The sequence below is a fragment of the Flavonifractor plautii ATCC 29863 genome, from assembly GCF_000239295.1.
GTDB lineage: Bacteria > Bacillota > Clostridia > Oscillospirales > Oscillospiraceae > Flavonifractor > Flavonifractor plautii.
The window spans coordinates 1-17,997 of record NZ_JH417819.1; the positions used below are offsets into that span (position 1 = coordinate 1).

Here is a 17,997-nt window from a genome sequence, read left to right on the forward strand (position 1 = left end):
GATTGTTAAGGCGGGGGAAATCGGAATCCCCCGCTTTAACCGGCTCTTTCGCCCCTTTCTGGCCGCTCAGAAAGGGGTCCGCCGGAGGCATGACAAGAAAACAGGTGTCAAAAAGGGTAACATGGAAGGTACGTCAGCCCGGCACAAGGCGGGCCGATGTGGGCAGAAGGTGAATTGCCCCAGAGGGGCAAGAGAGGCCGCCCTGGGGCGTCGGCCCCTACATTGGGCGATAAGGCGGCGCTAGGTTTGCTGAAGTGAGGCGGCAGCCCACGTACCCTTGCGGCAATATCATATATTTGGTATAATAAAGCCGTATGGCGTGAAAATGCCCTGGAAATGCTACCGAATGGTAGTGTTTCTTTGGGTGATACTATGTATTTTCGCCGCATCTCCGACCTGCGTGTGGATCATGACCTGACACAGCGCAGAGTGGCAGACTATTTAAATATGAATCTGGAGGTCTACCGCCGCTACGAGAAGGGACTCCGGGAGATTCCGGTGTGGGCTTTAGTCAAGCTGGCGGAGCTCTACCACACCAGCACCGACTATCTGCTGGGCCGGACTGACAACCCCTCTCCGCCCCGTGCGTAAGCTGGCCTGGTTTGCTGCCGCCTTCTCGGCGGCAGCCGCTCTGGCAGTCCATGGACTGCCAGAAGGAGTTCTGGTTCCCCTGGGGGTGGCCTGCGCCCTGGCGGCGCTGGCCGGGCTGGCCCTCCGGGGAGACCGCCGCCGGCGGGTGCTTTTGGCGGGCTTTGGCCTGGCCGCGGGCCTGCTGTGGACGGCGGCCTACGGCGCGCTGTTCCAGGCGCCCGCCCGCGCTCTGGCGGGGTATGAGGGCCCGGTGGAGGTCACAGTGGCCGACTGGCCCCAGTCCACGGCCTACGGCAGCTCGGTGCTGGTGCGCCTCCACCCGGTGGAAGGTTGGCCGGTCAGGACCCTCCTCTATCTGGACGCCCCCGCGCCCGACCTGCGGCCCGGCGACGGGCTGACCGTCCAGGCCCGGCTCCGGGCGGCGGATACCATCGCGGGGGAGTCCACCGACTATTATTACGCCAAGGGCGTCCGCCTGATCGCCTACGGCGAGGGGGAGGGGGAGACGGCCCGCCCCGGCCGGCCGCCCCTGTGGACATGGCCTGCCTATGTGTCCAAGGCCCTCAAGGACCGTGTGGCCGCCGCCTTCCCGGAGGAGGCCGCGCCCCTGGTCACCGCCCTGCTTACCGGGGACAGGTCCGGGCTGTCCGACGGGGACTATGCCGCCCTCCGCCGGTCGGGGCTGGCCCATGTCATCGCCGTCTCCGGCCTCCACGTCTCCTTCCTGGCGGGGCTGGCGGCCGCCCTGCTGGGGGCCCGGCGGCGGCGTACCGCCGTGTGCACCATCGCCCTGCTGGTCTGCTTCGCGGCGGTGGTGGGCAACACCCCCTCCGTCCTGCGGGCGGTCTTTATGCAGTCCATGCTTCTGCTGGCGCCTCTGCTGGGGCGGGAGGAGGACAAGCCCACCTCCCTGTGCGCCGTTCTCATGCTCCTGCTGCTCCAAAATCCCTACGCCGCCGCGTCGGTGTCCCTTCAACTGTCCTTTGCCGCCGTGGCGGGGATCTACCTCTTTTCCGGGCCTCTCACCGAGCGGTGGACGGCCAAGCTCCCCGCCAGGCCCAAGGGCTTCTGGGCCAAAACCGGCTGCCTGGCCGCCCGGTTTGTCCTGTCCAGCCTGGCGGTGAGTCTGGGGGCCATTGCCTTCACCACGCCCCTGACCGCCTGGCACTTCCAGTCGGTCTCCCTGGTGGGGCCGCTGGCCAACCTGCTCTGCCTGTGGGCGGTGTCCCTGGCCTTCCTGGGCGGGCTGGCGGCGGCGGTGCTGGGGGTGTTTCTCCCCGGCCCGGCGGCCCTGCTGGCCCTCCCGGCGGCGCTCCCCGCGCTCTATGTCCAGCGGATGGCGGACGCCCTGGCGGCGCTGCCCTTCGCCGCGCTTTCCACCCAGTCGGTGTACTTGAAGCTGTGGCTGGCCCTGGTCTACGCCCTGCTGCTGCTCTATCTGCTCGGGCGGGGGGAGAAAAAGCGGCCCCTGGTGCCCCTGGGCCTGGGGACGGCCGGGCTGTGCATGGCCCTGGTGCTCCAGGCCGCGTCCCACACCGCCGGGCGGCTCACCGTCTCGGTGCTGGACGTGGGACAGGGCCTGTCGGTGGCCCTGCTCTCCGGCGGGCGCGCCGCCCTGGTGGACTGCGGCGGCACCGGGGCGGACAACCCCGGCGACACCGCCGCCGACTACTTCCAGTCCCTGGGCCTGAGCCGGATTGATCTGGTGGTGCTCACCCATTACCACGAGGATCACGCCGGCGGCATCCCGGAGCTGCTGGAGCGGCTGGAGGTGGGGCTGCTGGTGCTCCCCGACGTGGAGGAGGACGACCCCCTCCGCCGGGAGATCACGGCGCTGGCGGAGGAAAAGGGGATTGAGACCCTCTTTCTGGCGGAGGATGCCGACGTGACCTTTGGGGAGTCCGCCCTGCGCATTTACGCGCCCCTGGGCAGCGGCGGGGCCAACGAGGAGGGCCTCTCCATCCTGTGTACCGCCGGGGACTTCGACGGGCTGATCACCGGCGACATGAATGACACGGTGGAGAAGCGGCTCATCAAATATGGGGCGCTCCCCGATCTCGAGCTGCTGGTGGCGGGGCACCACGGCTCCAAATATGCCACCTCGGAGGAGCTGCTGCTGGCGACGAGGCCGGAGCTGGCGGTGATCTCCGTGGGCTACAACACCTACGGGCACCCCGCGCCCGAGACCCTGGAACGCCTGGCCGCCGCCGGCTGCGCGATCTACCGCACCGACTGGTCGGGCACCGTCACTATTACCGCAAAGTAAGGAGAATTGCCATGCCGCCCAAAGCAAAGCCGGACACTGCGGCCTACCAGAAGCTGAAAAAGGACATCAAGGAGGGCAGCATCGGCACCCTCTACGTGTTTCACGGGGAGGAGGCCTACCTGCGGGACTTCTACCTGGGGCAGCTGAAAAAGAAGCTCCTGCCCGCCGGAATGGAGGAGTTCAACCTCCACACCCTCAGCGGAAAGGAGTTTGACGTCAAAACCCTGGCCCAGATGGTGGACTGCCTGCCCATGATGAGCGAGCGTACCCTCATCGTGGTCAACGACTACGATATTTACAAGGGGGACAAGGACGCCCTGGCGGCGGTGCTGCGGGAGCTGCCCGACTACGTCTGCCTGGTGTTTGTCTACGATCTCATCGAGTACAAGGCCGACGCCCGCACCAAGCTGGCCGCCCTGCTCAAGGAGAAGGGGAGCGTGGTGCCCTTCAACCGCCAGGGGCAGGGGGATCTGGTGGACTGGATCTCCCGCCGCTTCAAGGCCATGGACCACGACATCGGCACCGAGGACGCCAAGTACCTGATCTTCCTGTGCGGCGATCTGATGAACAACCTGATCTCTGAGATCGGGAAAATCGGTTCCTACGCCGCCCACCACCGGGTGACCCGGCAGGATATCGACGCCGTGGCCACCCCCCAGCTGGACGCGGTGGTGTTCCAGATGACCGACGCCATCGCCGCCGGGAACTTCGACAAGGCGGCGGAGGTGCTGGGGGAGCTGCTCCACATGCAGGAGGCCCCCATCAAGCTGCTGGCGGTGCTGGGCAAGCAGCTCCGCCAGCTCTACACCGCCCGCCTGGCCATCGAGCACAGAAAGGGCGTGCCCTACCTCATGGAGCTGTGGGGCATGCGCTCGGCCTACCCGGCGGAGCGGCTCATGCAGTCCGCCCGGCGCTTTTCCCTGCCCTGGTGCCGCCGGGCGGTGCTCCGCTGCGGCCAGACCGATCTGGCCATGAAGTCCACCGGGGCGGACGGCGAGGAGCTGCTGATCGGCCTGCTCATGGAGCTGGCCGTCAAGAAAGGAGCGTAAGCGATGAAAAAGAAGACGCTGTTGGGAGTGGCCGCCGCGGCGGCCGTGGGGGCCGCGGGCTGGTATCTGGCCGCCGGCGGCCGCAAAAACCAGATCGAGCACATCCGCCGGGAGGCCAAGCGCCTGCTGGCGGTGCGGCGGGACGAGCTGGCTGCCCTGCGCTCCGCCGCGGAGGCGGGGGAGCTGGACGCCGGCGCTCTGGGGCCGGTGCCCCTGGACGGGGCGGCGCTGGAGTCCGTCCGGATGGAGGACGGGGCCGCGGTGCTGGCTCTGCGGGGGGAGAAGGCGGCGGCCTGGCTGTCCAGCGAGCCGCTGGACCGGCTTGGGGTGTACTCCGTGCCCTGGCGGGGGAGCGCCCGCCCCGGCGTGCTCTACACCGAATATCTGGGCTCCGGCTGGTACGCGGGCTACGCCTGCCTGGGGTGGGGATGACATGCTGCGCATCAGGGAGGCCATCGTGGTCGAGGGCCGTTACGACAAGAATACCCTCTCCCAGTTGGTGGACACGGTGATCGTGGAGACCTCCGGCTTCGGCATTTTCAAGGATAAGGAGCGGCTGGCCCTCCTGCGCCGCCTGGCGGAGAAGCGGGGACTGATCGTCCTCACCGACCCGGACGGAGCGGGCTTTGTCATCCGCAGCCACCTGAAGGGGAGCATCCCGCCCGAGCAGGTGAAGCACGCCTATGTGCCCGACGTGTACGGCAAGGAGCGCCGCAAGCGCCGGGGCGGCAAGGAGGGCAAGCTGGGGGTGGAGGGTATGCGCCCCGAGGTACTGGAGGCGGCGCTGCGCCGGGCGGGGGCCACCTTCCTGGACGAGGGGGAGACCGCCGTCCCGCCCCGGCGGGCCATCACCAAGGCGGATCTGATGGCGCTGGGCCTGTCCGGCGGGCCGGGGGCGGCGGAGCGGCGGAAGGAGCTGCTCCACCGGCTGGAGCTGCCCGAACGGCTCTCCCCCAACGCCCTGCTGGAGGTGCTCAACGCCCTGTTTACGTTTGGGGAGCTGGAGGATACGGTTCGGGGAGCAGATGCGAAAAAATTTTCCTGAAATTCGAAAAAAGGACTTGACGAAAAAGTTAAGTTGTGCTATCTTATAAACAGAAATGATAATCATTACTGATTAGAACTTCTGCCACATAGCAATAAAATATCATTATTAGAATAAACAGGAGGAATTACATCATGAAAAAGTGGGTTTGCTCTGTCTGTGGTTACGTCCATGAGGGAGATTCCGCTCCCGACTTCTGCCCCATCTGCAAGGCCCCCAAGGAGAAGTTTGTGCTCCAGGGCGGCGACAAGACCTGGGCCGCCGAGCACGTGGTGGGCGTGGCCAAGGGCGCTCCCGAGGAGATCCTCCAGGGCCTGCGCGAGAACTTCCAGGGTGAGTGCTCCGAGGTCGGTATGTACCTGGCTATGAGCCGTGTGGCCCACCGTGAGGGCTATCCCGAGATCGGCCTGTATTGGGAGAAGGCCGCTCTGGAGGAGGCTGAGCACGCCGCCAAGTTCGCCGAGCTGCTGGGAGAGGTGCTGACCGACTCCACCAAGAAGAACCTGGAGATGCGTGTGGATGCCGAGAACGGCGCCACCATGGGCAAGTTTGAGCTGGCCAAGAAGGCCAAGGAGCTGAACCTGGACGCCATCCACGATACCGTCCACGAGATGGCCCGCGACGAGGCCCGCCACGGCAAGGCTTTCGAGGGCCTGCTGAAGCGGTACTTCGGCTAATCAAAACCGCATAAATAAGCACTTTTTGAGAGGGAATGGGGAAACCTGTTCCCTCTCTTTTTGCGCTGTCACCGCTCCATTGTGGATATTTTTGTGGCATTTCTTTCTTTTCCATCCGTGAAAACTTTCCACATGTGGATATTCAGTTTTTTGCCCTATATCAAGCGGTTTTTACCGCTTAATACCGAAAAATGAAGAGAAATTAACAACTTTTGAGAAGTTTTTGCTTTGCCGGGACAAAAATCAAGAAGTTTTGAAGAGATTTCCTTGACTTCCACCGATTTTTTGAGCCGCCAGAGCAAAAAATTCCCGCCGCTGATTGCTTTTTGCCTATCTCCTTTCATTTTGCAGCCGATTTTCGGCTGCTTTTTTCTTGTTTCTATTATACTACATGTTCCGGTTAAAGTACAGGTTTTTCTTTTCCCGGTGCTATACTTAAAGCACAAAGAGGGACAGAGAACAAGAAAAAACAAAGTCCTTCAAAACAAAATCAAAATGAAAAAGGAGATTACCACCATGAAAAAGAACGCTATCATCTACATCGACGACACTCATGCCCAGGTCACCAAGGCTTTTGAGAAGCAGGCCCGTATCTTCGGCACTCCCGAATACAGAGAGTGGAAAGCCTACCGCCAGGACTTCCCCAGCGCTCAGATGGTGACCAAGACCATCAAGAAGGCGAAGAACAAGAAGAACGACGCCAAAAACAGAACCTATGAGAAGATGGCCGAGTACATCAGCTTGCAGGAGAACGCCGATGAACTGATGAAGGAGTTTGATAGGCAGAAAAACCTTGCCATTGTCAAGAAGAACCGCTACCACGCCGTGCTAAATTGGTTCCTTGCTACCTTCCCCGAGTTGAAGGAGGACGAGAGCAAGAAGGAGGGCCAGGAGGTCGAGGCCACTGCCGCCGAGGAAACTGCTCCCGCCAGCGAAACCGCCGCCGATCTAAAACTTGCCTCTGGTCTGTAAGCATTACTTGAAGTGCATTTTTCAAAAATCAGAAAAGGAGTTTGATATTATGAAATTCACCCGTACTCGCATGATTGGCTATTTGTTGCTCTTCTGCACCGCCGATGGAGAATACGACAAAGAAAGAGCACATTTGACTGGCCTGACCGATGAAGCGCTGAAAGCGGAGTTCACAGTCCAATACAACAGCCTGAAAGCTGCCTATCCCAACCATCCTCTCCACGAAGGCGATACCCCTGACATCTACCTGGACTTTTAAGACAACTCAAAATTCAGATCAAAATTTTAAGGAGGAAAATACCATGAAGAACAACACTTATAAGATTGATTTTGTGAACAACACCCTGACCATGAGCAAGGCTTTCGAGGACGCCCTCAACAATCCCAATTCCCAGGAATACAAGCTGTTTCTGCAACTCCGCGCCGACTTCCCCGGCCTGACCATTATCCGCAAGACCCGCCGCGCCCCCAAGAAGGCCCGCCCCAACAAGAACCTGACCTACAAGCACATGGAGCAGTACATGAGCGTGTTTGAGAACGCCGACGAGCTGCTGGCCCAGTTCGAGGTGGTTAAGAAGTGTTCCCTGGGACAGTCCAACCATTACAAGTTTGTGCTGGATTGGTTCAAGAACCAGTTCCCCAAGTACAAGGAGCTGCCCGACTTCGGCAACAATGCCCCCAAGGTGATTGACCTTGCGGCCTTCCAGAAGAAGCAGGAAGAGAAGAAGGCCCAGACCGAGCAACTGGAAAAGAAGGACGCTTGATAACAATGGAATACAAAATGAGAGAGGACGGTACTGCTGGTGTACCGTCCTCTTTGGCTATGTTGTAATCAATAAACAGAAACATCTACTTTTTCGGGTTCACCTACAAAAGCCCCAGTTTTATCAATAACTGCCTCAAACACACTGCCAGCATTATTGGCGAACAAAATAGTGGCCTGTCCATTTTCAAAGTACGGGGCGTTTACTCCCATTTCACTGGAATAGGGTATTCTACCCATGTTATACGATGACAAATCAATGACCATGTTTCCCTCAATGTCATAAAAGCCAGGGCTGGCCGCCTTGTCAGTACAGGCATAGAACAATCCCTCCGAATAGACGGGGAAGTTGTGGCCGGGCTTATTGGGTACGAACTCGCAGGTAAATTCGGTGATTTCGCCCTTTGTGTTCAGCGCATTGAGCCTACCGCCGCCAAAGGCGTCCTCTGACTCGCAGAAAAGCGAGTAGCCATCTTGGAAAGTAGATATTTTAGAGGCATCAAACTTGGCTTGAGAGTTATCGACAACATTCCAGATAAGACACTCCCAGACCGCAACATCAAGTTGACCTGTGACAGAGTCGGTTATCATGTCCGGCCAAGGGCCGACCCGGTACTCTTCGTCCTTCGTGTATACGGACACACCCGGAGAGGCCAGGAAAACGCCCTCACCAAGGTACATGTAACAGGAGCTATCTCGCAGAGTTTCGCTGCTGCCCTCGGCACGGAACCGTACTTCCTCCACAAAAGTTCCGGTGTCGGTCAATTCCTGTACCCATTCGCCATCATCATCCACGACGCCAAGCGTAAATTTATATCCATCGTAGGCATCAACCTCTTTCTTTACCAGGTGATACCCGTCCCCGGAGCAGAGAATTTCATCCCACTCCCCGTTGTTTGGAACAGTTACTTCCTGATTGCTGTTTGCATCGTCATCGGGGGTTTCGCTGCCGCTCGGCGTGTTGGTTTCGCTGCTGCCTGATACGTTTGCGCCGCTGGTTCCGCTGACATCGCTGGTCGTGTCCCCGCCGCAAGCGGCTAAAGACAACGTTAATGCTCCGGCCAGTAGAAGAGACACTATCTTTTTCATTACTACCTATTCCTCCTAATCAAATAAAATGTAAGAGAGGGGACTACCAAATGAAGTATAGCATGGTTTTGTGAAAATGTCTATTATCATAGACAGTACGACAAGAATTTTCTCATACAATATAGTGAGAAAAGAGGTGTTGTCGTGCAGTTTGATAATTACGCGGTAGGGCAAACAATCCGAAACCTGCGAAAAGCAAAAGGGATTTCTCAAGATGTGTTGAGCGGTTTTGCTGGAATTGCACGCACACACTTATCAATGATTGAAAATGGAACCAAACAAGCGAACTTTGAAACTATTTGGAAAATTGCAGGAGCTTTAGAAATGCAGCCAAGTGAATTGGTGGCTAAAATTGAAGAAACGATAGAAGGGCAAGAGTAATTACTAAACAAAAACTCTTGCCCTTTTCATTATTTGCTTGCTACCGTTCCCGGCTGTGTTCTCCGTGATTTATCAGCGGTCGGGAAAACTCCCAAGAAAAGCCGCCGCCGGAAATTACAACCGCATTTTCCTGGAACCATCCCCCGCCGCCGCGAGGCGTTTCCCTGTTCCGCTCCACCTGGGGGTACTCCTAGCCTACCTTTTGACCTTCTTGTGAGGGAAATTGCCAGCCGCTCGTGATCTGCGGTTCCGCTCCAAATTGAAAATGCATGTTTAAACATGAACGCTATGTAAATTTACGTGCAAAGTATTGATATTGCGCGTAAAAAAGAATAGAATAATAGTGCCATAGAAAGGAGTGGTCACAATGGCAGAAACAACAAACCTCAATATCCGCATTGACAAAGACCTGAAAGAGCGTGCCGAAGCCGTCTTTGCCGACATGGGTATGAGCATGACAACGGCCTTTAATATCTTTGTGCGCCAGACCTTGCGGCAGGGCAAAATCCCCTTTGAGATTTACGCAGACCCATTTTACAGCGACAGCAATATGCGGGCATTGGACAACAGCATCAAACAGGCCGGACAGGGCAAGGTGGTAGTCAAGTCTATGGACGAGTTGGAGCAGCTTGCCGATGGGGACTAACATCACATTCACGGAACAGGCGTTTGAAGAATATCTGTCATGGCAGGGACAGGACAGAAAAACGCTGAAACGGATAAATGCCTTGTTGAAGGACATTTGCAGAAGTCCATTTGAAGGGATTGGAAAGCCAGAGCCGTTGAAGGAAAACTTGTCAGGCTATTGGAGCCGACGCATTGACGATACGAATAGACTTGTTTATCGTATGGTCGATGGACAGGTCGAAGTCTATCAATGCAAAGGCCATTATGATGATTGAGAGTGAAGCGGTACTGCCAGCCGCTTCACTTTTTTGTTGTCCAGGTTCCGCTCCAAATTGAAACTACACTTTCAAAAACGGATCTTCACGCGCAAGAAGTCAACTTGTGAGAAGAACCGACAACTCCGAAACAACTTTTGAGAAGTAGCGGCAACTTCCAATTATCCAGCAACAACTTTTAGAGCAAAGGCAACAACTTTGTTGCAGAATGAGGCAAATACAAGGCTAAAACCGTTTCTTTGACACAAAAAAATTTTTATGTTATAATATTTACAGAAAAAGGAAAATAGATTTGTAAGTCATGGTTCCCTTTGTAGGCTTAAACAAGCAGTAGGATGAAGGCGTTGTGGCCTTCCATCTTGTAGAGCGCTTCCGTTCTATGCTTCCGGGTAGCAACGCCAAGTGCTGGCAACACGCTTCCTACTGTTTGCTTAAATCTACAAAGAAAGGAAGCGTACAAGATGGCGAATTAGAACCTGTTGCCAGCAGGGGACAATCCGAGGTACAACAACTGTTTTACTTTGGGTGAGAAGTGTTGGCACAATGGAAGGCTGATAAAAGTTCCTGTTTTTATCGACCATTACGATGATACAATTCAAAATTTGTATGGCAGTAAAAACGGTGATAAACGCAAATACTACGAACTTTCCTATGAAGAAGCCCGAAGAGAATATTATCGGTTTTGGAGTAGCGAAAACTGGGAGAAAAGCAGCAAAGTTTTACGTATCAGTCTTTGGCTTGATAATGCCATGTTTGGCAACCTTCACATTTTTGTGATTGACTTTGATGAATTTGACGTAGAGAGCCATTTTTTCAAAGAAGCTCACCGTTTAGCGGATAAAGTAACAAGGTCACAGGGCGGCGGCTATCACATGTTTTATGGGATAGACAAGAAAAAGGCAGAGCCACTTTTTGACAGTATCAATTTATTGGCAAGTGAGAACGCTGCGAGTTTTGTATGTAAAACTGGGGCCATCACACGGGACGGAACAAACAAAGTCGATCTGTTTTGCGATACAGGACACTTTATCTATGAGTGGGAAGAATGGAATAATACCATTGGCCTGACCGATAAGACGCAAGAACTTTACCAGCTTATCAAAGAAAACTTCGACTTATCGCGTCCCATGAGCAGCGGCAAGGGTAAACGCACAAGCGGCAAAGGCGGCAAGAGTTATGCCATGCTGGAAGAGCTTTCTAAAGGCGAGCTGTTGCAGCAAATGAGCGCAGAGCAGCGAGAAGTCTTTGCCGATCTGCAAACAAAATCCTCTGACTGTTCCAGTTCCCAGTGGTTCAGTATTGGCATTGATATTTACCATGTCTTTGGTGTGGAGCTGGGCGGCAAGGTGTTCTTCCTATGGAGCAAACCGGGACATAGTTTCCAGCCGCAAGGCTGCTCTTTAACATGGTCTAATATTTGTGACCGTGGGCCTGATACAGAGCTTGTCAATGGGCGATGGGCTGACATTATGCAGGGCGATAACAAGGGCAAAGAGCTTGACGGGCTATCTTTACATGAAGCGCTCGAAGCAGCGCCACAAGTCCCGCTGCCGCTCGAAGATGATACTTCCGCCACGCTGGAAGAAGCCGCCGCCGAGCCAACCTTCCGCGACCTTCCGATTGCCTGGGAGAATGTGACAACAGAAGAGAACGGCAAGCAGAGAACCGGGCATTGGATTGTCTGGAACGGTAACCGCTCCAAGCGGGAAGAGTTCTTCATGCTGGCCTTCCCCGACCAATACAACAAAGTCAAGAAGCGCGTGAAGTTCCTGGGGCAAGCTGCGGATGATGTGCTGCGGCTGACAGGCGGATAGCGAACCAAATTGATGTATGAAATTTTGGCGTGGAAGTATGGATTGGAAGAAGTGGACGAACAGGACAGCCTTGACTTAATCTGGTTCTGCAAGCGTGAAGAGGACAATAAAACCGCCGATGATTTACTGTCCCGCTTGCATTGGCCCAACGGTTTAGCCAAGCTGGTGACCTTTGGTGTGGGGATGAAGCTGGACGCTGCCGCACAGCAGACATGGTGCTATTCCGTTGACTACCAGGAGGACAGGGCGCTTTTCACGGGAAGCTCAATGACCTGGAAGCGCTGGCAAGTAAAGCTGATTGAAATTTTAGATCGGTGCCGGGCCTGCCGTTGCAGCTATTCAAAAATGTGGAAATAGGTTCGGCCCACCATGTATTATCAGTTTGACCGCTGCGGTAGATACCTCACCCTTACACAAGAGGATTGCAGAGCAATAACGGAGTGGATAAATGAATATTTTGTAGGCGGTTCCGCTCCGTTCCCTCTGTCCGGGGAAATACCCGCCGCCGATTACAGATTTGTAGTTGACTACAATACCGATGTTGAATTTGTGGACAACCGGGACTTGAAGGCCCCCGGCGAGATGGCAAAATACAACCAGGAAACCAACGCCGCCCGGAACAAGGAGAAGGGCAAGAAAAAAGTGCAGGAGCGTTTTTCTGCCGCGTGTGGGGCGGTAAAGATAGGTGATACCCTTACAACAAACCAGCTTGTAGAAATGGGGTACACCGATGATAAAGCGAGAAAGAGGCTGGTTGATAACGGTGTCCTAAAAAGGATAAAACGGGGTTATTATTTGGTGCTTTCAGTGTAATCCAGCGGAAACCCGGCACGCCCCGAAGGGGTTAAAAGAGAAAGATATAATCCCCACGGGGTACGCCGGGTTTCCGCTTCCGCACTTGAAAGTACACTCTCAAAAAAATCAATGAAGGAGGAACACAACAATGTTCAAAGAATTACTTCAAATTTTGTAGGATTTCGAGCGCCAAGATAAGGCCAACCGTACCCACTGGATTGAAAACGTCCTTGCCGCACAGAGCGGTTCCGCTCCAACTGCTTTAGAGAATTACAAGAGGGCGAAGGAGAGCTGGCAGGACGAACAGAGTCGCCGCCAAAGGTTCTATGACTATCTCATGCAGCGCCGCGATTTGGTGAACGCCCTGGCAAAGAGCGTGATAGACAGCAGCGCCAAGGAGATACAGGTCAAAACCGAACAGGAGCTTGATAAGGCCGTGAAAGAAAAGATAGATAAGACCGTTCGCCTTTATTTCAAATGAGAGCCGCGCTGATCTGACAAAGATGTGTCGTTAAATCAAAAAGTCGGAGGAAGATGTAAAATCTTCTCTCCGACTTCTCTTTTTGTGTTCAAGACTTTTTGGAAGTTGATGAAAGTTGTGTGCTTTCTTTCTCTTCTTCATCCTTTTCACCGGGCTTCTTCTCCCAGCCGAGTATTTCTTCCATGATAAGAGCAAGGGGCAAATCCGTATCTCCGAACATGGCGGCACCTCCCGAGTATTGCTTGAAGCTGGCGCGTCGTGGCGAACGTCACGACGCGCTTCCTGTTTTTTCGCGCTGCGCTGGATTTTCGTACTACTGTAATCAACATTAGTAGTCTTTCGTAGTTCCCATAAATTACCTGTCGCTTGGGGCTTCCCTGACGTATTCCAGTAAATCGCCGGGCTGACAGTCTAAAAGCGTACAAATAGTATCCAAAGTTTTCCACGATACCAATTCCCCGTGTCGTAATTGCTGTAAATAGGATTGCCCAATCAACTTTTCTTCCCGGATTTTGGTAGAGGAATACCCTTTTTCTTTGAGTTTTGCCATTATGTCTACCTTGTAGCGGATTGCCATGAAAACGCGCACCTCCTCCATTGTCCTTATTTTAACACGAAATTGCACTAAAATCAAGTGCTAATTGTGCACAAATACGGCACTAAAAATTAGTGCTAAATGTCAATGGACAGCACCGGATATTAGTGCTATAATAAAGACAGTTAAGGGGAACACCCCAAATAAAAAGCAAAGGAGAATGAGCAATGAGCAAGAATGAGCTGGTAGCCAAAATCGAGGCGCTGAACGAGTGGGAAGCTGTTATTGAGGAAGCCAAAGCAGAGGCAGAGGCCATCCGGGACAGCATCAAGGCTGAAATGATGGAACGCGACACCGAGGAAATGACCGCTGGAAAGTATATCGTCCGCTGGACTTCGGTTCTCTCCAATCGGTTTGATACCACGGCCTTCAAAAAGGCTCACGGCGAACTGTATAAGGAATACACCAAACAGAGCGCCAGCCGCCGCTTCTCCATCAGCGCCTAAAGAAAAGCCCCTTGCGTGAACCACCGACCAAAGTAGACACGCAAAGAGCTTTACCCAAACCTCACGGAGAGGGCAAGACCATTATAGCTTGCCCTCTCCCCAAAATCAAGAATAGGAGAGAAAAAGACATGAAAGAACTGACAAGCTATAATCGAGTGGCCGGGTATCTGAACAAGGTTTTCGATCTGCTGAACGCCGAATTCTTTGAAAATGCACTTTCAAGACCGACCATCACCATACAATCCACGCCCCGCGCCTACGGCCATTTTTCCTTGCGTGAGGACACATGGGTTTCCAAGTTGGGCGGCACCCACGAAATCAACATAGGAGCCGGGACACTGGCCCGGCCCATCGAGGAAGTGACCGCGACCCTGCTTCACGAAATGGTACATTACTACAACTATGAGAACGGCATACAGGATTGCAGCCGGGGCAACACCTACCACAATCGCCGCTTCAAAGCCGCCGCCGAAGCCCACGGCCTGATAGTGGAGCATAGCGACAAATACGGGTGGAGCCACACAAGCCCCTCTGACGAACTGCTGGACTTCATATTGGAGAACGGTTTGACCGACATTCTCATAAGCCGCAACGAGTTTGCCGGGTTCCATATCACCGGGACAGGGACACACAGCGGAACAGGAACGACACCACCGCCGCCGCGCCCGTCCAGCACAAGGAAATATATCTGCCCTTGTTGTGGCAATTCTGTCCGAGCCACAAAGGAAGTTCACATAGCTTGTTTAGATTGCAGCGCGCCGATGGTGCTTGCAGGGTAACAGGGAAGGGTGGGGAGCAATCCCCACCCAAATTCCCGAAGTTCGTATAAGTGAAGAAATACGAACACCAAAATCAAGGTATTCCGGGACTTTTCCGCCGCCGCCCATCATACACGAACTTTCCCGCTTGAAATAACGAACTTTTGACGATGGAGGCCACCATGAACAAGAAAACAAAGGCGCTCACCACCGAGCAATATAAGGAGATAATTCAGACCATGCGCGAGGGGTTCAGCGGTTGCCGCCCCAATGAGCGCATAGCCACCGCCCTTGTGCTGGAAGGGAATTTGGGCTTGCGTATCAGCGATATATTGAAACTGCGGCCTTGTGATATTGTCCGGGACGGGGACAGATACCGACTGGAAATCACCGAGCAGAAAACAGGCAAACGCCGCGTGTTCACGGTTCCGCTTGTTATCCAGCAATACATAGAGAATTATTGCTTGCGCCACAATATCCGCCGTGAAGATCTGATTTTTCCCATCACCGAGCGAGCTATACAGAAACAGCTTCATATCGTGTGCGATTACCTGGGCTTTGAGGGTATCAGCACTCACAGCTTCCGCAAGTGGTACGCCACCGAGATATACAAGGCAAACGGCTACGATATTGCCCTGGTGCAAAGGCTGCTACAACACAGCTCCGCCGCCGTGACACAGCGATATATCGGCATTGAGCCACAGCGGATAGAAACGGCAATACAGAACCACGCACAGCTTATTTGACAGGGGGGCCGCTCATAGTGGAGCGGCCCCCTATAACTTCGCTGCTGCCTTTTCCCTGATTTTATGGTACACTGGATATAAGACCGGGAAAGCGAGGCGGCACACATGGCAAGAGCAGAAAAGCAAAAAGTGAAAACGCTTTTTGTGGCGAAATACTTTTTGGAAAATTCCGATGAAAACCACCCGATCACCGCCGGGGACATTGTGGACTATCTGCGGGAAGATTGTGGGATTGAAGTGGAGCGCCGCGCCATCTACCGGGATATTGCCGCCCTGCGCGATGTTTACGGGATGGACATAGACGGGGGACAGGGTGGGAAATACCGGCTACTGTCCCGCCAGTTTGAATTTGACGATTTGCGGCTGCTGGCTGAGTGTGTCCACGCCGCCAAGTTTATATCTGCGTCCAAGGCCAAGGAGCTTGTAAAGACCATCAGCGAGTTTTGCAGTATCTACCAGGCGGAAGAGTTGCAAAAAGAAGTGTTCCTCTGTGACCGCGTGAAAACAACCCGCAACAACATTTTGCTGACTGTTGGCATTATCTATTCGGCTATGGCTACCAAGCAGGACGGAAAGCCACACACACCGCAAAAAATCACCTTCAAGTATTTGAAATATGCACTTCAAAACAAGAGAGAACAGGTGGAGCGCCGCAAGGGGGCAACCTATAAAGTCAGCCCTTATAAGCTGCTGATAAATGATGGGAACTATTATCTGCTGGCTTTTGATGATAGATACCAGGAGATACGGAGATACCGCGTTGACCGCATGAAGGAAGTAAAGGCCATTGATGAACCGCGAGAGGGTGCAAAGGTGTTTGCCGAGCTGGATATGGAGAGCTATACCCGCCGTGTGTTCTCCATGTTTGGCGGGAAGCAAAAGCGTGTCAGTATCCGCTTTATCAATCAGTTATTAGATACGGCGATTGAGCGCTTTGGAACAAGCCCCGATGTATTTTACAGGCAGGATGATGAAAAGCATTTTGTTGTGACCGCCGATGTGGAAGTTAGTGACCAGTTTTTTGCGTGGATTTGCGGTTTCCGTAAACGGGCAGCCATTATTAGCCCACCTGATGTTATGGAAGACATGAAAAAATTCTTAGAAGATATTGGCTCAAGGTACAAAGAGATATATAATTAGAGTAAATAGAATAATGAGAGGGGTATAGTGTTGGAAAACTTATCAATCAGAAAAATTATTGATAAAATTAGTAGTGGTGAGATACGAATCCCTTCCTTTCAAAGAGGATTTGTTTGGGAACCGGATTCTATTGCATTTTTTATGGATAGCTTATATAAAGGGTATCCAATTGGAGCAGTCTTGCTTTGGAGAACAAGAGAGCAACTCGTTAACGAAAGAAGTTTAGGAAGATTTATTTTACCAGAGCCTACTAAAGATTATCCAATAGACTATGTATTAGATGGACAGCAACGATTAACATCGATTTTTTCTGTTTTCCAAACAGAACTTCAACCAGAAAATGATCCTAACTGGCGAGATATTTATTATCTTATAGGTTCAGGAAAAAGCGCACAGGAAATTCAATTTGTTCCATTAAGCGAAGAGGAAGTGGATTTATCTAAACATTTCCCTATTTCTACATTGTTTGATTCTGTTAAATATCGGAAAGCAACTGAGAGCCTCAACGATGAATTAAAGGAAGAAATTGATAAGCTGCAAGAGGTATTTAAGGAAGTTAACGTACCTGTTCAAATGATGGAAACTGATAATAAAAGCATTGTTGCCATTGTCTTTGAACGGATAAATCGGGCCGGTATTCCTCTTGACTCTTTTCAACTATTAACGGCATGGAGTTGGAGTACAGATTTTGATTTGCAAGAAAGATTAGATGAACTTTCTGCTGAACTTTCTGGATATGGATTTAGCGGGATTGCAGAAGACCAAGATTTGTTAATGAAATGTTTCACAGGCTATATTCTTAATAGCACTTCGCCCAGTGCAATTATGGATTTAACGGGAGAGCAAGTTCGTGACCATTTTGAAGAAATCAGAAACGGACTAAAATCGTCTATTGATTTTTTGCAACAGGAATTGAATCTATACTCGTTGTTCTATGTCCCATATCCTGCAATGTTAGTTTCGTTAGTTAAATTTTTTGGTTCAGCTAAGACTAATGGACAGTTATATACGGATAAGCAAAGACGACAGTTAATAAAATGGTTCTGGAGAAGTTGTTTTTCCAGGCGCTACTCAAGTGGTGTAAATAGTGCACATCAAAGCGATTTAGCTGCAATGACTAAACTTCGTGCGGATGAAAATTTTGACATCAGCTCTTTTAAATGCGAAATAACTCCTGCATTTTTTGTTGATAATCAGTTCAATGTTAATACAGTCAATACAAAAACATTTATTGCCATGCTAGCCTCTAATTCTCCGCGTTCCTTTATCTCTGGCGCAAATGTAGATTTGACTGTAACACTAAAGCAATCTAGCACAAAAGAATTTCATCATATTTTTCCTGATAAATACTTACAGCGTTTGGGGAAAAACAGGAAAGAGATTTATCCGCTTGTGAATTTTTGTTTCTTAAATAATGCCGATAATCAAAAAATTAAAGATAAAGCCCCAAGCGAGGTAGTGTCAAGGAATTTTCGCAAAATGGTTTG

At 52.7% G+C, this 17,997-nt stretch carries 24 protein-coding genes; 21 read left to right on the forward strand and 3 right to left on the reverse strand.

Annotation, left to right across the window (positions count from 1 at the left end; translation table 11 throughout):
* The first annotated feature begins 372 nt into the window (after positions 1–372).
* From HMPREF0372_RS13675 to HMPREF0372_RS13715, 9 genes are all read left to right on the forward strand, one after another.
* Positions 373–591 carry a helix-turn-helix domain-containing protein gene (locus HMPREF0372_RS13675; protein ID WP_007493597.1) on the forward strand — a complete coding sequence of 73 codons (219 nt, stop codon included), beginning with the start codon at positions 373–375 and terminating at the stop codon, positions 589–591.
* Positions 584–2,857, forward strand: coding sequence for a DNA internalization-related competence protein ComEC/Rec2 (locus HMPREF0372_RS13680; RefSeq protein WP_007493598.1), 2,274 nt, complete (start codon positions 584–586; stop codon positions 2,855–2,857). Before HMPREF0372_RS13675 ends, HMPREF0372_RS13680 begins: the two co-directional genes overlap by 8 nt.
* 11 nt (positions 2,858–2,868) lie before the next feature.
* Positions 2,869–3,906, forward strand: coding sequence for a DNA polymerase III subunit delta (gene holA, locus HMPREF0372_RS13685; protein WP_007493601.1), 1,038 nt, complete (start codon positions 2,869–2,871; stop codon positions 3,904–3,906).
* A 3-nt stretch (positions 3,907–3,909) separates the two neighbouring features.
* Positions 3,910–4,338 (forward strand): hypothetical protein, encoded by a 429-nt coding sequence (locus HMPREF0372_RS13690; RefSeq protein WP_007493602.1) that lies wholly within the window; start codon positions 3,910–3,912, stop codon positions 4,336–4,338.
* Position 4,339: 1 nt separating this feature from the next.
* A complete protein-coding gene (locus HMPREF0372_RS13695) occupies positions 4,340–4,951 on the forward strand; it encodes a toprim domain-containing protein (protein ID WP_007493604.1) in 612 nt (203 codons plus the stop codon).
* A 134-nt stretch (positions 4,952–5,085) separates the two neighbouring features.
* Complete coding sequence (locus HMPREF0372_RS13700; RefSeq protein WP_007493606.1) at positions 5,086–5,628, forward strand: NADH peroxidase; 543 nt, start codon at positions 5,086–5,088, stop codon at positions 5,626–5,628.
* Positions 5,629–6,144: 516 nt separating this feature from the next.
* Complete coding sequence (locus HMPREF0372_RS13705; RefSeq protein WP_039997597.1) at positions 6,145–6,600, forward strand: hypothetical protein; 456 nt, start codon at positions 6,145–6,147, stop codon at positions 6,598–6,600.
* A 49-nt stretch (positions 6,601–6,649) separates the two neighbouring features.
* Positions 6,650–6,859 (forward strand): hypothetical protein, encoded by a 210-nt coding sequence (locus tag HMPREF0372_RS13710; RefSeq protein WP_039997599.1) that lies wholly within the window; start codon positions 6,650–6,652, stop codon positions 6,857–6,859.
* A gap of 43 nt (positions 6,860–6,902) precedes the next feature.
* Positions 6,903–7,364 carry a hypothetical protein gene (locus HMPREF0372_RS13715; protein ID WP_007493614.1) on the forward strand — a complete coding sequence of 154 codons (462 nt, stop codon included), beginning with the start codon at positions 6,903–6,905 and terminating at the stop codon, positions 7,362–7,364.
* Positions 7,365–7,432: 68 nt separating this feature from the next.
* On the opposite strand, the gene HMPREF0372_RS13720 is transcribed toward HMPREF0372_RS13715, so the two are convergent.
* Positions 7,433–8,452, reverse strand: coding sequence for a hypothetical protein (locus HMPREF0372_RS13720; RefSeq protein ID WP_007493616.1), 1,020 nt, complete (start codon positions 8,450–8,452; stop codon positions 7,433–7,435).
* Between the two features lie 144 nt (positions 8,453–8,596).
* On the opposite strand from HMPREF0372_RS13720, the gene HMPREF0372_RS19365 reads away from it, so the two are divergent.
* The 7 genes from HMPREF0372_RS19365 (at position 8,597) to HMPREF0372_RS19835 (ending at position 12,825) form a co-directional block, all read left to right on the forward strand.
* Positions 8,597–8,833: a helix-turn-helix domain-containing protein gene (locus tag HMPREF0372_RS19365; RefSeq protein ID WP_163390293.1), complete on the forward strand. Its 237-nt coding sequence runs from the start codon at positions 8,597–8,599 to the stop codon at positions 8,831–8,833.
* 367 nt (positions 8,834–9,200) lie between these two features.
* Positions 9,201–9,479 (forward strand): type II toxin-antitoxin system RelB/DinJ family antitoxin, encoded by a 279-nt coding sequence (locus tag HMPREF0372_RS13725; protein WP_007493621.1) that lies wholly within the window; start codon positions 9,201–9,203, stop codon positions 9,477–9,479.
* A complete protein-coding gene (locus HMPREF0372_RS13730; protein ID WP_007493622.1) occupies positions 9,469–9,735 on the forward strand; it encodes a Txe/YoeB family addiction module toxin in 267 nt (88 codons plus the stop codon). The genes HMPREF0372_RS13725 and HMPREF0372_RS13730 overlap by 11 nt, the downstream gene beginning before the upstream one ends.
* A 521-nt stretch (positions 9,736–10,256) precedes the next feature.
* A complete protein-coding gene (locus HMPREF0372_RS13735) occupies positions 10,257–11,549 on the forward strand; it encodes a hypothetical protein (RefSeq protein WP_155117031.1) in 1,293 nt (430 codons plus the stop codon).
* A 42-nt stretch (positions 11,550–11,591) separates the two neighbouring features.
* On the forward strand, positions 11,592–11,906 hold the full coding sequence (locus tag HMPREF0372_RS13740) for a hypothetical protein (protein WP_155117032.1): 315 nt from the start codon (positions 11,592–11,594) through the stop codon (positions 11,904–11,906).
* Positions 11,907–11,918: 12 nt separating this feature from the next.
* Positions 11,919–12,362 (forward strand): type IV toxin-antitoxin system AbiEi family antitoxin domain-containing protein, encoded by a 444-nt coding sequence (locus HMPREF0372_RS13745; RefSeq protein WP_007493628.1) that lies wholly within the window; start codon positions 11,919–11,921, stop codon positions 12,360–12,362.
* Positions 12,363–12,681: 319 nt separating this feature from the next.
* Positions 12,682–12,825: a hypothetical protein gene (locus tag HMPREF0372_RS19835; protein ID WP_007493630.1), complete on the forward strand. Its 144-nt coding sequence runs from the start codon at positions 12,682–12,684 to the stop codon at positions 12,823–12,825.
* A gap of 88 nt (positions 12,826–12,913) precedes the next feature.
* Here the strand turns inward: HMPREF0372_RS19835 and HMPREF0372_RS21115 are convergent, their stop codons facing one another.
* Together HMPREF0372_RS21115 and HMPREF0372_RS13750 are read right to left on the reverse strand one after the other, a co-directional pair.
* A complete protein-coding gene (locus HMPREF0372_RS21115) occupies positions 12,914–13,045 on the reverse strand; it encodes a hypothetical protein (RefSeq protein ID WP_007493631.1) in 132 nt (43 codons plus the stop codon).
* 135 nt (positions 13,046–13,180) lie between these two features.
* The gene (locus HMPREF0372_RS13750; protein WP_039997603.1) at positions 13,181–13,402 is read right to left on the reverse strand and encodes a helix-turn-helix domain-containing protein; all 222 of its coding nucleotides are present in this window, start codon (positions 13,400–13,402) and stop codon (positions 13,181–13,183) included.
* Positions 13,403–13,587: 185 nt separating this feature from the next.
* Between HMPREF0372_RS13750 and HMPREF0372_RS13755 the strand changes: the two genes are divergently transcribed.
* From HMPREF0372_RS13755 to HMPREF0372_RS19370, 5 genes are all read left to right on the forward strand, one after another.
* The gene (locus HMPREF0372_RS13755; RefSeq protein WP_007493636.1) at positions 13,588–13,866 is read left to right on the forward strand and encodes a hypothetical protein; all 279 of its coding nucleotides are present in this window, start codon (positions 13,588–13,590) and stop codon (positions 13,864–13,866) included.
* Between the two features lie 128 nt (positions 13,867–13,994).
* Positions 13,995–14,645, forward strand: a complete 651-nt coding sequence (locus HMPREF0372_RS13760; RefSeq protein ID WP_007493637.1) for a SprT-like domain-containing protein — start codon at positions 13,995–13,997, stop codon at positions 14,643–14,645.
* A 161-nt stretch (positions 14,646–14,806) separates the two neighbouring features.
* A complete protein-coding gene (locus tag HMPREF0372_RS13765; RefSeq protein ID WP_101693899.1) occupies positions 14,807–15,370 on the forward strand; it encodes a tyrosine-type recombinase/integrase in 564 nt (187 codons plus the stop codon).
* A 105-nt stretch (positions 15,371–15,475) separates the two neighbouring features.
* On the forward strand, positions 15,476–16,510 hold the full coding sequence (locus HMPREF0372_RS13770) for a helix-turn-helix transcriptional regulator (RefSeq protein ID WP_007493641.1): 1,035 nt from the start codon (positions 15,476–15,478) through the stop codon (positions 16,508–16,510).
* Between the two features lie 30 nt (positions 16,511–16,540).
* On the forward strand, positions 16,541–17,997 hold a 1,457-nt coding region (locus HMPREF0372_RS19370; protein WP_155117033.1), incomplete at its 3' end, for a GmrSD restriction endonuclease domain-containing protein.